The organism is Kingella bonacorsii (assembly GCF_016623605.1).
Classification (GTDB): Bacteria; Pseudomonadota; Gammaproteobacteria; order Burkholderiales; family Neisseriaceae; genus Kingella_B; species Kingella_B oralis.
The window spans coordinates 414379-427215 of the sequence record NZ_JAEHNZ010000001.1 but is presented as its reverse complement, the minus strand read 5'-3'; the positions used below and the strand labels follow the sequence as shown (position 1 = coordinate 427215).

Annotated in this window: 14 protein-coding genes; 4 read left to right on the top strand and 10 right to left on the bottom strand. The window is 53.6% G+C overall.

The window, feature by feature from the left end:
- Positions 1-141: 141 nt before the first annotated feature.
- Positions 142-816, top strand: coding sequence for a ribulose-phosphate 3-epimerase (rpe, locus tag JDW22_RS02150; RefSeq protein WP_200521460.1), 675 nt, complete (start codon positions 142-144; stop codon positions 814-816).
- A 400-nt stretch (positions 817-1216) separates the two neighbouring features.
- Here the strand turns inward: rpe and JDW22_RS02145 are convergent, their stop codons facing one another.
- The 9 genes from JDW22_RS02145 to JDW22_RS02105 all read right to left on the bottom strand — a co-directional run bounded on the left by JDW22_RS02145 (position 1217) and on the right by JDW22_RS02105 (position 10032).
- Positions 1217-1567 carry a phosphate transporter gene (locus tag JDW22_RS02145; protein WP_200521458.1) on the bottom strand — a complete coding sequence of 117 codons (351 nt, stop codon included), beginning with the start codon at positions 1565-1567 and terminating at the stop codon, positions 1217-1219.
- 51 nt (positions 1568-1618) lie between these two features.
- Complete coding sequence (gene hisA / locus JDW22_RS02140) at positions 1619-2362, bottom strand: 1-(5-phosphoribosyl)-5-[(5-phosphoribosylamino)methylideneamino]imidazole-4-carboxamide isomerase (RefSeq protein ID WP_200521456.1); 744 nt, start codon at positions 2360-2362, stop codon at positions 1619-1621.
- A gap of 74 nt (positions 2363-2436) precedes the next feature.
- Entirely contained in the window at positions 2437-3081 is a 645-nt protein-coding gene (gene hisH, locus JDW22_RS02135) for an imidazole glycerol phosphate synthase subunit HisH (RefSeq protein ID WP_200521448.1), read from the bottom strand.
- Between the two features lie 48 nt (positions 3082-3129).
- Positions 3130-4791 carry an AMP-binding protein gene (locus JDW22_RS02130; protein WP_200521446.1) on the bottom strand — a complete coding sequence of 554 codons (1662 nt, stop codon included), beginning with the start codon at positions 4789-4791 and terminating at the stop codon, positions 3130-3132.
- Positions 4792-4863: 72 nt separating this feature from the next.
- Positions 4864-5967 carry a tRNA 2-thiouridine(34) synthase MnmA gene (mnmA, locus tag JDW22_RS02125; protein WP_407929575.1) on the bottom strand — a complete coding sequence of 368 codons (1104 nt, stop codon included), beginning with the start codon at positions 5965-5967 and terminating at the stop codon, positions 4864-4866.
- A 173-nt stretch (positions 5968-6140) separates the two neighbouring features.
- Positions 6141-7163 (bottom strand): signal peptidase I, encoded by a 1023-nt coding sequence (gene lepB / locus JDW22_RS02120; protein ID WP_200521444.1) that lies wholly within the window; start codon positions 7161-7163, stop codon positions 6141-6143.
- Between the two features lie 107 nt (positions 7164-7270).
- Positions 7271-7558, bottom strand: coding sequence for a hypothetical protein (locus JDW22_RS02115; RefSeq protein WP_200521442.1), 288 nt, complete (start codon positions 7556-7558; stop codon positions 7271-7273).
- Between the two features lie 60 nt (positions 7559-7618).
- Entirely contained in the window at positions 7619-9412 is a 1794-nt protein-coding gene (lepA, locus tag JDW22_RS02110) for a translation elongation factor 4 (protein WP_200521440.1), read from the bottom strand.
- Positions 9413-9597: 185 nt separating this feature from the next.
- Positions 9598-10032 (bottom strand): DUF805 domain-containing protein, encoded by a 435-nt coding sequence (locus JDW22_RS02105; protein WP_235964673.1) that lies wholly within the window; start codon positions 10030-10032, stop codon positions 9598-9600.
- A 207-nt stretch (positions 10033-10239) separates the two neighbouring features.
- On the opposite strand from JDW22_RS02105, the gene dusA reads away from it, so the two are divergent.
- Positions 10240-11235 carry a tRNA dihydrouridine(20/20a) synthase DusA gene (dusA, locus tag JDW22_RS02100; protein WP_200521438.1) on the top strand — a complete coding sequence of 332 codons (996 nt, stop codon included), beginning with the start codon at positions 10240-10242 and terminating at the stop codon, positions 11233-11235.
- 338 nt (positions 11236-11573) lie between these two features.
- On the top strand, positions 11574-12101 hold the full coding sequence (locus tag JDW22_RS02095; RefSeq protein ID WP_200521436.1) for a hypothetical protein: 528 nt from the start codon (positions 11574-11576) through the stop codon (positions 12099-12101).
- A 28-nt stretch (positions 12102-12129) separates the two neighbouring features.
- Here JDW22_RS02095 and JDW22_RS02090 read toward each other — a convergent pair whose 3' ends face one another.
- A complete protein-coding gene (locus JDW22_RS02090; RefSeq protein WP_200521434.1) occupies positions 12130-12354 on the bottom strand; it encodes a hypothetical protein in 225 nt (74 codons plus the stop codon).
- Here JDW22_RS02090 and ptsN point away from each other — a divergent pair.
- Positions 12353-12799, top strand: a complete 447-nt coding sequence (gene ptsN / locus JDW22_RS02085) for a PTS IIA-like nitrogen regulatory protein PtsN (RefSeq protein ID WP_200521432.1) — start codon at positions 12353-12355, stop codon at positions 12797-12799. The genes JDW22_RS02090 and ptsN overlap by 2 nt on opposite strands.
- Positions 12800-12837 lie beyond the last annotated feature (38 nt).

Genomic DNA, 12837 nt, shown 5'->3' with positions numbered 1-12837 from the left:
TCCGAAAATGAAAAGGCGCGATTATAGCGGGTTATAGTGTTTTCAGGCTGCCTCACCTATCTTTTCCAGCGCGTGAGGCAGCCTGAAAACCGCTTGCGGTGTTAAAATCGCCGCATCAATCTTGCCAACAAAGGACACGCCATGAAATACCGCATCGCCCCCAGCATTCTTTCCGCCGATTTTGCCCGCTTGGGCGAAGAAGTGCGCAACGTGGTCGCCGCCGGCGCAGACATGATTCATTTTGACGTGATGGACAACCACTATGTGCCCAACCTCACTTTCGGTCCGATGATTTGCGCCGCGTTGCGTCCGCACACGAGTGCGCCGATTGATGTGCACCTGATGATTGAGCCCGTGGACAACATGATTAGCGCGTTTATCAAAGCAGGCGCAGACATCATCACCTTCCACCCCGAAGCCAGCCGCCATGTGGACCGCAGCCTGTCGCTGATTAAAGACGCGGGCAAACAGGCGGGCTTGGTGTTAAACCCTGCCACGTCGATTGCAGTGTTGGAAAACGTGTTGGACAAGCTGGACATGGTGTTGTTGATGTCGGTGAACCCCGGTTTCGGCGGGCAAAAATTCATCCCGCACACGCTGGAAAAACTGCGCCAAACCCGCGCCCTACTGGATGCCTACGAGCAACGCAGCGGGCGACACATCCGCCTAGAAGTGGACGGCGGCATTAAAGTGGACAACATCGCCGCCGCCGCCGCCGCAGGCGCGGATACTTTTGTGGCAGGCTCGGCGATTTTTGATGCGGATGATTATGCGGGCGTGATTCAGGCGATGCAGGCGGAGTTGGCGAAGGGGTAGGGCAGTCGTTGCCGCGCCATGCGATAGAGGCAGCCTGAAAATAGATTTGCGCCTTGTGTTGATGCGGTGCAAGCGTTTTCAGGCTGCCTTTCTTGTTAAATAATTAGGCAGCCTGAAATCTTTGCAAAACCTAAAATCAAACAAGAAATAGTAACGTCCGTCATTCCCGCGCAGATGGGAATTTTGGTTAAACTTAAATAATAATTTGTTTTTACGATAATTTTTGAATATTAAGCAAGATTCCCGCCTGCGCGGGAATGACGGCATTTCTTATTTTTCAGGCTGCCTCTTTTATGTTTACAGTAAGCAGCCTGAAATCACCCAAAAAACAAAAAACAAAAAACACCGTTATCCCCATCAACAAAGGATAACGGTGTCTTTAATCATTTCAGGCTGCCGTTTAGCCTACCCAGCTTGCCACTTTGGCAATGCCCGCTTCGCTAAACAAATATTTCGCCAAGAAGAACCAGCCCGCCGAGCCCACCAGCGCGATGCCCATGTTCATCCCCATGCTTTCGGAAAAGCGGTCAATCGCTTCCAACACCACCACGGTAAACAAATACAAAATGCCCCAAGTGGTCAAAAGATGCGCGTCAAAATCGGGCATGCCGCTCCATTCCATCGTCGACTTGATGACAATCGCCAACACGGTGAAGCCCAACGCTTCACCCAATGAATTGACATCGCGGTTGGCAGACCAAATGCACCAAAAACCTAAAATAAACGCAATTAGCAAAAATGAACCGTACATAATTGTTTCCTTTTTTGTTGTTTGTTATGAAAAAACGTTTAATTTCAATTTTCAGGCTGCCGTTAAGAAATCGGCAAGCCGTTGCGCCTCGTTGAATTGAATGCTGCCTTCATAGATGGCGCGCCCCGTAATCACGCCGGCGATGCCTTCGTGTTGCACGGCGCAGAGCGCGCGCACGTCGTCCAGATTGGTTAGGCCGCCCGATGCGATGACGGGGATATTGACCGCGCGGGCAAGATGGACGGTGGCTTCAATGTTTACGCCGCTCATCATGCCGTCTCTGCCGATGTCGGTGTAGATAATGCTGTTTACGCCATCATGTTCAAATTGTTGGCTTAAATCGGCGACGCGGTGTTCGGTTACGGTTGCCCAGCCATCAATGGCAACCATGCCGTCTTTGGCATCCAGCCCCACGATAATATGCCCTGCAAATTCGCGGCAGGCTTCGCGCACAAATTGGGGGTTTTTAACGGCGGAGGTGCCGATGATGACATCGGTTAGCCCGAGATTGAGGTATTTTTCAATGGTGGCTAAATCGCGGATGCCGCCGCCCAGTTGCACGGGAATATGGGCGGATACGGCGGCGAGGATTTCGGCGATGGCGGGGAAATTTTTGGGCTCGCCCGCAAATGCGCCGTTTAAATCCACCAAATGCAAACGGCGCGCGCCTTGTTCCAGCCAGTGCTGCGCCATTTTGGCGGGGCTGTCTGAAAAGACGGTGGCTTGTTCCATTAAGCCTTGTTTGAGGCGGACACATTGCCCGTTTTTGAGGTCAATGGCGGGGATAAGTTGCATGATTTGAGTTAAGCTATGTAATTTATTTTGTATTTTAGCAAATTTACATAGTTAAGTGTTAAGTCTTTATGGGTTTAGGGTTGCCAGTGTAGGAAATTTTGCAACAGTTGCAGCCCTGCTTCGTGGCTTTTCTCGGTGTGGAACTGGGTGGCGAATACGTTGTCTTTGCCGATGATGCAGGCAAATTCTTGTGGGTATTGGCTGGTGGCAAGGGTGATTTCAGGCTGCGCGGGGGCGAAATAATAGCTGTGGACAAAATAAAAGCGTTCATCTTGCGGGATGTGGGCAAACAGGGGGTGGGCTTGGGTTTGGTGTACGTTATTCCAGCCCATGTGGGGGACTTTGAGGCGGTTGCCTTGGGCATCGGTTTGCTGGGCATCAAAGCGTTTGACGCAGCCTGAAAACCAGCCCAAGCCTTGGGTGTCGCCTTCTTCGCTGTGTTCAAACAAGAGCTGCGCGCCCACGCAGATGCCGAAAAAGGGTTTGTTTTTCAGCGCATCGCGGATGGCTTCGGCCAGCCCGCTTCGGTTGAGCGCTGCCATACAGTCGGGCATCGCGCCTTGGCCGGGGAAGATAACGCGGTCGGCGGCGTAGATGTCTTGGGCGCGGGAAGTGAGTTGGATTTGGGTGGCGATGCCTGCGCGCGTTGCGGCGGCGTGGACAGATTTTTGCACGGAGTGGAGGTTGCCCATGCCGTAGTCGATGATGACGGTTTTCATGCGGATGTTCTTTGAAAGGGGTTAGGCGTTTTCAGGCTGCCTTGGCGCTTAGCTGTCGCGCAGTTCGCGGCGCAAGATTTTGCCCACGTTGGATTTGGGCAGTTCGTCGCGGAACTCTATATCGCGCGGCACTTTGTAGCCTGTGAGCTGGGTGCGGCAGTAGGCGATGAGTTCGTCGGCGGTGAGGCTGGGGTCTTTTTTCACCACGAATAGTTTTAACGCCTCGCCTGTTTTGTCGCTTTTCACGCCGATGCAGGCGGCTTCCAGCACTTTGGGATGGGCGACTACGATGTCTTCAATCTCATTGGGGTAAACGTTAAAGCCTGAAACCACAATCAGGTCTTTTTTTCTGTCCACAATTTTCAGCCAACCCGCTTCGTTCATCACGGCGATGTCGCCCGTTTCCAGCCAGCCGTTTTGGTCGATGGCTTTGGCGGTTTCATCGGGGCGATTCCAGTAGCCGCGCATCACTTGCGGGCCACGTATCCAAAGCTCGCCTGCTTCGCCAATGGGCACTTCGCCGCCGTGTCCATCGCGCAGTTGCACCTCGGTGCTGGGCAGCGGCAAACCAATGCCGCCCGAGTATTCGGTGGCGTTGAGCGGGTTTACGCACACTCCGGGGCTGGCTTCGGTTAGACCGTAGGCATCCACAATGGGGATGTGCACCAGCTTAAACCATTGTTCGGCAACGGCTTGTTGGGTTGCCATGCCGCCGCCGAGGGCAAGTTTCCATGTGGAAAAATCCACGGTTTTAAATTCGGGGTTGTTCATCAAGCCGCGATACAGCGTATTTAAGCCGATGAACACGGTTACGGGGTGTTTTTTCAATTCTTTGATAAAGCCGTCTAAATCGCGCGGGTTGGCGATGAGAATGCTTTTTGCGCCCGCCTTGAAAAACAGCAGCAAGTTCACGGTGAGCGCGAAGATGTGGTAAAGGGGCAGGGCGGCGATGACCACTTCTTTGCCTTCCACCAGCTTGGCTTTTATCCATTCGCCGCCTTGCATCATGTTGGCGCAAATGTTGCCATGCGTGAGCATTGCGCCTTTGGCAACGCCTGTGGTGCCACCTGTGTATTGCAAAAAGGCGAGATCGTCGCGGGTAAGCGCAACGGGTTTAAAGGGCTGGGCTGCGCCTTGCTTTAAGGCAGCCTGAAACGAGGTTGTGCCTGCTAATTGATAGCTGGGCACGGCTTTTTTGACGTGGCGCAGCACAAAGTTCATCAACGTGCCTTTGATTGCGCCAAACATTTCGCCCACGCTGGTGATGATGATGTTTTTGATTTGCGTGCGCGGCAGTACCAATTCCAGCGTGTTGGCAAAGTTTTCCAGCACAACAATGGTGCTTGCGCCGCTGTCGTTAAGCTGGTGTTCTAGCTCGCGCGGAGTGTAAAGCGGGTTGGTGTTTACCACCACCAAGCCTGCTTTCAGGATGCCGAACACGGCGATGGGGTATTGCAGCAGGTTGGGCATCATCACGGCAACGCGCTCGCCGCGCGGCAGTTTGAGCACGTTTTGCAGATAGGAGGCGAAGTGGTCGGACAGCTCGCCGATTTGGCGGTAGCTGAGTTCTTTGCCCATGCTGTAAAAGGCGGTTTGGTCGCCGAACTTGGTAACGCTTTGCTGCACTACGTCTATCATCGAGGTGTAGTGCGCGGGGTCGATTTCGGCGTTTACGCCTGCTTCGTAGCTGTTGAGCCAGATTTTTTCCATGTTGGGTGTCCTTGGGTGGGATTGAAAGGGCTGGATGGGCAGCCTGAAAACGGCATACGGCTTTCAGGCTGCCTATGGCACGATAATCGGTTTATCGGTTTCGGTGATAATGCCGCCGCCAAGGCAGATGTCGCCATCGTATAACACGGCGGATTGCCCGGGGGTAACCGCCCATTGCGGCACGGCAAAAATCAGCTCGGCGGTGTCGTCATCCAAATAGCGCAGTTCGCACGGGGCATCTGCCATGCGGTAGCGGGTTTTGCAGGTGTAGCGCCCTGCGGCGGGTTTTTCGGGCAGCGTCCACGATAGCTGGTTCATTTTCAGGCTGCCTGAATAGAGCAGGGGGGCATCATGCCCTTGCACCACGATTAATTCGTTGCGGGCGAGGTTTTTGCCCGCCACAAACCACGGCTCGCCCGCGCCGCCGATGCCCAAGCCTTTGCGTTGCCCGATGGTGTAAAACGTGAGCCCGATGTGTTTGCCGACGATTTTGCCCTCGGGCGTTACCATGTTGCCGTTGTGGGTGGGCAGGTATTTTTGCAGAAATTCGCGGAACGGGCGCTCGCCGATAAAGCAAATGCCCGTGCTGTCTTTTTTGGCGGCGGTGGGCAGCCTGAAATCGCTGGCAAGGCGGCGCACTTCGGTTTTTTGCATACCGCCCAGCGGGAATAGGGCGCGTTCAAGCTGAAAGGGTTGCAAGCGGTAGAGGAAATAGCTTTGGTCTTTGCTGCCGTCCGCGCCTTTGAGCAGGTAATGCATGCCATCGCGCACTTCTTTGCGGGCGTAATGCCCCGTGGCGATGGCTTCTGCGCCTTGGGCGATGGCGTGGTCTAAAAAGCATTTGAATTTGATTTCGGCGTTGCACAATACATCGGGATTGGGCGTTCTGCCCGCTTCGTATTCTTGCAGAAAATAGGCGAATACTTTGTCTTTGTATTGCGCCGCGAAATTGACGATGTCTATGTCTATGCCGATGATGTCGGCGACCGCCATCGCGTCGAGCGAGTCTTCCTTGATGCTGCAATATTGGTCGTTGTTGTCGTCTTCCCAATTTTGCATAAAGATGCCGCGCACGTTGTGCCCTTGTTGGTGCAGCAGCGCGGCGGTTACGGAGCTGTCCACCCCGCCCGATAAGCCGACGATGATGTTTTGGGATTGCATGATGAGTGTCCTTATGAAGTGGGCTATTTTAGCATGATGGCGATATTTTCAGGCTGCCTACGCGGGGGCGGATAGGCAGCCTGAAAATGGGTTGGCGGGCAACAATATGCCGATGGTAAAGCCAAAGGCAGCCTGAAAACAGTTTTGCATTGCGCAAACTCGTCATCCCGTTTTCAGGCTGCCTCTGTTTATTTAATCATCGTGCCCACGCGGCTCATGTCGCCCGTGTTCAACCAAATCATAAACGCCTTGCCCACAATCAACTTATCGTCCACAAAACCCCAATAGCGGCTGTCTGCGCTGTTGTCGCGGTTGTCGCCCATGGCAAAATATTTGCCCGCGGGCACTTTGCATTTAAAGCCGCTGCCGTCTTCCGCGTATTCGCAATTTTGCTGCAAGCCGCTTTCAAAGCCCGTTTGCGCGAACATGGCTTGGTAATGATTCCATGTGGGCGCATCCACCGAAGGCGCGCCGTCCACTTTCAGCACATCAAACGTTTTGCCCTCAAAGGTGGACTGAAAACGCTCGGCTTGGCGCGGGATATTGCTGTTGCCATCATCGGGATAAGTGTAGCCGCCTTGTGGCACATCCACGCTGGCTTTGCCGTTTACCGTTAAAATTTTGTCTTTATATTCAACCGTATCGCCGCCCACCGCCACAATGCGCTTGATGTAATTATTTTGCGGCTCAACAGGATAGTTAAACACCACCACATCGCCGCGCTGGATGCTGCCTGTGGGAATCGCCACCGTGTTCAACACAGGCACGCGAATGCCGTAGCTAAACTTGTTCACCAAAATAAAATCGCCTTTCACCAGCCCCGAGCGCATGGAGCTGGACGGGATTTGAAACGGCTCAACGATAAACGTGCGCACCACAAACACCACGGCAATGATGGGGAAAAAGCCCGCCATGTAGTCGCGCAGATGGTTGCTGTCGGGCAGGGTTTCAGGCTGCCCTTTGCGGCTTAATTTTTGCCACAGCCAAACCGCCCCTGTGAACGCGGTAAACAGCAGCAGCACGGCGGTGAAACTCCACGCCAAGCCCGCGGAGAGCATGCCGAATACGCCTATCATCATCAGCAGATAGCCCCATTGCAGGGTGTTGCTCCAATCGCCTGTTGCCAAGCGGTTTTTGTTGCTGGTTGCCAGCATGATGATGCCGACGATAAAGAGCGCGATGGCGCCGTAGAGAATGAAGTTGGTGTTCACTTGGGGGGATTCCTTTGTTGCGGGTGGTTTAGATTGGGTGGTTTTAGGCAGCCTGAAAATGGGTTGGGCAGCTATTTTTGCTTTTCAGGCAGCCTGAAAACTGCGTTTTATATGTTTCCGTAAACAGCCATCCAAAGCCACAGTAAAACGGTGAGAAGCAGGATGGTTTTCCAAGAATGGTCGCGTTTGCCGATTAGGGTTTTGACAAAAAACACCAGTGAAAAAACAGCGGCAAGAATGGTCCAAAAAATAACGACCATGCCGACCATCTGCATGATTTGCGACATGGGCTTGGGCGTGCGTGCCAAAGTATTCAAGCCGAAAACGGCGAGCCATGTGCCGACTAGGATGCCGATATTTTGCGCTTTTTCTGTTGCGGTGAGCTTGTTGCTCATGGTGGGTTTCCTTGCGGTGTGGGTGGGTTGGCGAATGGTTTTTCAGGCAGCCTGAAAACCTTATTTATCCCCAATCTCCAAAATCGCTAAAAACGCGCTTTGCGGAATCTCCACATTCCCCACCTGTTTCATGCGTTTTTTACCGGCTTTTTGTTTTTCCAGCAGTTTTTTCTTGCGCGTAATGTCGCCGCCGTAGCATTTGGCGAGCACGTTTTTGCGCAGGGCTTTGACGTTTTCGCGGGCGATAATCTGCCCGCCGATGGCAGCCTGCACGGCAATGTCAAACATTTGGCGTGGGATGAGTTCGCGCATTTTCGCCGCCAGCTCTCGGCCGCGCTGCATGGCGGTTTGGCGGTGGACAATCAGGCTGAGCGCGTCCACTTTGTCGCCGTTTACCATAATGTCCAGCTTCACCAAATCGGCAGGCTGAAATTCTTTGAACTCGTAGTCCAGCGAGGCATAGCCGCGCGAGGTGGATTTGAGTTTGTCAAAAAAGTCCATAACGACTTCGTTCATCGGCAAATCGTAGGTGAGCATCACCTGCCGCCCGAGGTACTGCATATTGCGCTGCACGCCGCGTTTTTGGTTGCACAGGGTCATCACGTTGCCGACATAATCCTGCGGCACAAGGATGGTGGCGGTGATAATCGGCTCCATAATGGTTTCTATCGTGCCGATGTCGGGCAGTTTGGACGGGTTTTCCACGTCTATTTTTTCGCCGTTTTTCAGGATCACTTCATACACCACGGTGGGCGCGGTGGTAATCAGATCCATATCAAACTCGCGCTCCAAGCGCTCTTGCACGATTTCCAAATGCAGCAAGCCGAGAAAGCCGCAGCGGAAACCGAAGCCGAGTGCCTGCGACACTTCGGGCTCAAATTTTAACGACGCATCATTGAGTTGCAGCTTTTCCAGCGCGTCGCGCAGGGCTTCGTAGTCGTGGCTTTCCACGGGGTACAGCCCTGCGAACACTTGGCTTTGCACTTCTTTGAAGCCCGGCAGCGGCTCGGCGGCGGGATTGGTGGCAAGGGTAACGGTGTCGCCCACTTTCGCCTGCCCCAGCTCTTTCACGCCGGTAATCAGAAAGCCCACTTCGCCCGCTTTGAGCTCTTGTTTCTGCACCGATTTTGGCGTGAACACGCCGAGCTGCTCCACCTGCGATTCGGCTTTGGTGGACATAAAGCGCACTTTGTCTTTCAGTTTCAGGCTGCCGTTTTTCACGCGGATGAGCATCACCACGCCGACATAGTTGTCGAACCACGAATCGATAATCACGGCTTGCAGCGGCGCGTTTTCATCGCCTTCGGGGGCGGGGATTTTGGCCACGATTTCTTCCAGCACGTCTTCCACGCCCAAACCGGATTTGGCGGAGCAGGTGACCGCGCCCACCGCATCGATGCCGATGATATCTTCGATTTCCTGCGCCACGCGGTCGGGGTCGGCGGCGGGCAGGTCGATTTTGTTCAGCACGGGCACGACTTCCACGCCCAAATCAATCGCCGTGTAGCAGTTGGCCACGGTTTGCGCTTCCACGCCCTGCGACGCGTCCACCACCAAGAGCGCGCCTTCGCAAGCGGACAGACTGCGCGATACTTCATAGGAAAAATCGACGTGTCCCGGGGTGTCAATCAGGTTCAGCAGGTAGGTTTCGCCGTTTTTGGCTTTGTAGTTCAGCGCGGCGGTCTGCGCTTTGATGGTGATGCCGCGCTCTTTTTCGATGTCCATGCTGTCCAAAACCTGCGAACTCATTTCGCGGTTTTCCAAGCCGCCGCAGTGTTGGATGAAGCGGTCGGCGAGGGTGGATTTGCCGTGGTCGATGTGGGCGATGATGGAGAAATTGCGGATATTTTTCATACGGTTGTCGAAGTGTCGGGATAAAGGTTTCAGGCTGCCTGAAAAGCGGATGGTATTTTCAGGCAGCCTGAAAGGATAAAAGGAAATAAAATGCGGATTTTAACAGAATTTAAAGATAAGGCAGCCTGAAAATCCCCACGGTTTTCAGGCTGCCTCGGCTAATACGAATTTACGGATGCGGCGGTTTAGTCGCCATTGTTTTCATATTCAGATTCCAGCGGGTCTTCGCCGTAATCGTTGTCGCCTTCCGTCCCTTTCATGGCGCACAGAACCAAAACAATAATAAGGCCCACATAAGGAATAATTCCGATTAGACTGAACCAACCGCTCCGGTTTGTGTCGTGCAGACGGCGTATTTGAACTGCCAACCCAGGCAGAAAGGTTGCCAAAAGATACAGACCGCAAATGGGCCCCAAACCTGTTTTTGGGTTGATCATGCCCAACAATCCATCAATAAAACCAAACACAAATGCCGCAATGACATGGAACAGCATAAACATCCAAAATTCTTTGAGGCGGGCCCGCCCGCTGAATCCCACATAATTTTTCAAAACGGCAAAATACCAATTCATTGTTACATCCCTTTCAAAACGGTTAAAAAATGCAAAATGCGCGCGCATTATAGCTGTTCCTAGGGAGCTGTAAAGCAGAATTGCCTTTATTCTTAACGGGTTTGGCGGATGTGCAACAATCCGGTATACGCCAAATGGAAGGACGGTATATTTTCAGGCTGCATCAGGCAAAAAGATTTGTGGCAGAGTAGCCAACCCGCCCCGCCGAAAATGCTAAAATCCGCCACCTTTTGATTGTGAATAGGCAGCCTGAAAATGCAAACTCCCCGCCCCAAGCGCACGCTATCCATTGCGCCGATGCTAGACTGGACCGACCGCCATTTCCGCTATCTCGCCCGCCAAATCAGCCGCCACGCATGGCTCTACACCGAAATGATTAACGCAGGCGCGATTATCTACGGCGATCCTGCGCGGTTTCTGGAATACAACGAATGCGAACACCCCATCGCCTTGCAATTGGGCGGCAGCGACCCCGCGCAGTTGGCGCAAGCGGCGAAAAAAGTGGCGCAATATCAATACGATGAAATCAACCTAAACTGCGGCTGCCCCAGCCCACGCGTGCAAAAAGGCGCGTTTGGCGCGTGTTTGATGAACGAAGTGGCGCTGGTTACCGATTGTCTGAACGCCATGCAGCAAGCCGCGCCCGATTGCGATATTACGGTGAAACACCGCATCGGCGTGGACAAGCAAACCGAATACAGCAGCGTGCGCGATTTTGTGGGCACGCTGCGCGAAAAAACGCCCGTGCGCACTTATATCGTGCACGCCCGCAACGCATGGCTGGATGGCTTGTCGCCCAAAGAAAACCGCGACATCCCGCCGCTCAAATACGAGTATGTTTACCAATTAAAACAAGACTTTCCCGATTTGGAAATCATCATCAACGGCGGCATCAAAACCCACGCCGAAATCGCCGAACACCTGCGCCATGTGGACGGTGTGATGATTGGGCGCGAGGCGTACCACAACACCATGATGATGCGCGATTGGGATAGGCTGTTTTACGATAGCAGGCAGCCTGAAATCAGCTACCCCGAGCTGATACAACGGCTCTACGCCTACGCGCAAACGCAGCTGGCTGCGGGGCGCGGTACGATTTTGCGCCACATGGCGCGCCACTATCTCGGCTTGATGCACGGCCTGCACGGCGCGCGCGCATGGCGGCAGATGTTGTCCGATGCCGAATTGTTGAAAGCCAATCGCGCGGAGTTGATTTTGGAAGCGTGGGCGGAGGTGGAAAAGGGGTTGTGAAGGCGGATTGCGGGTTTGGGCTACGCCGAACTGCGTTTCAGGCTGCGCCTGCGTATGGGCGGATAATTCGTTGTTTGCAAACCAAATCATAAGGCAACCTGAAACCCAAAATGGAGCGGCGGCGGCTCACCGCCAAATGGCTGATTAAATAGAGTATGACTGGTTTACCAAGATGTCGGCGAGCCGCCAACGCTCCATCGGTTGTCGGTTTTGCAAAGGTTTCAGCCTGAAAACGCTCAATCGCAACCACCGTAGAATCATCCGTTGCTTACACCATCCAACCATCAAATAGCCCAAGCCGCCCGCCATCCATTAAGGCAGCCTGAAAACACAACAACATGAAAATCAACAAAAAATTCAACCAAATGAGTATAGCGGAATACCGCCATTACATCGCCCACCATCAAAAATACGCCGACTTCAACCCGCTCGGGCTATACCGCTCCATTTTGGAAAACCCCAAGCTGAACGAAGCCGCGCAACTGGAAGTGTTGGCACTCGCCAACCGGCATTTCCAACGCTTTTACGATTTTCTATTCGCCAAAAATCCATTCACATACAGTAGGCTCGCTATGCTGGGGCAAGGGTTAAGCGAAACAGCGTTAAGGCAACATTTGCGCGACACTTGGGACAGGCGTGAAAAATGGTGCGCCGAAAAAGACATACGCCTGCAACGCATCGGCATCGGCACCACCTCGCAATATTATTTTGCTGATGCCAACGAAGCCACAGGCTATCGCATTGAGCGGCACATGAACCGCCCGCTTAAACTGAGGCAGCCTGAAAACCGCCTTACCGGCAAACAGCAACGCAAGCGGGAAGCGCACATCCTACGCCAAGCATGGCAAGAGAGTGATGAAGAGTAGTTTTCAGGCTGCCTTTGGGCTTAGGCAATCAGGCAGCCTGAAAACTAAAAATGGAGCGGCGGCTCGCCGCCAAATGGCTGATTAAACAGAGTATGACTGGTTTCCAAGATGTCGGCGAGCCGCCGACGCGCCATCGGTTGTCGGTTTTGCAAACGGCAGAGGCAGCCTGAAACCGCCAACTGTAAAAACCATTGAAGCCAATGTAAGCAAGCGTTAAAATTCGCGCCCAATCACTCAAAGGCATACGCCTCATGACTTCTCTTGACGATATTCTTCCTGTTTCCCATATTATTTTAGACGCTGAAATCAGCAGCAAAAAACGCCTGTTTGAATGCGTGGCGCAGCTTTTTGCCGAGCAAAGCGGGCTGTCGCAAACCGAAGTGTTTGACTGCCTGATTGCGCGCGAACGCTTAGGCTCAACTGCGCTGGGGCAGGGCGTTGCCATGCCGCACGGACGGCACGCCGGCGTGCTCGCCGCCACAGGCGCGTTTGTGCGGCTGAAAGAGCCGATTGAATTTGACGCACCCGATAACAAACCCGTGTCGCTGGTGTTTGTGCTGCTGGTGCCCGAAGCGGCAACCGGCGAGCATTTGGCATTGCTGTCGCATTTGGCGAGGCTGTTCAACGAAAAAAGCGTGCGCGAAGCCTTGCGCTCCTGCCAAACGCCCGAGGAAGCGCGGGCGTTGTTGTTGGCATAAAGGCGGTTTTAGCTACGCTGAACTTCGTTTCAGGCTGC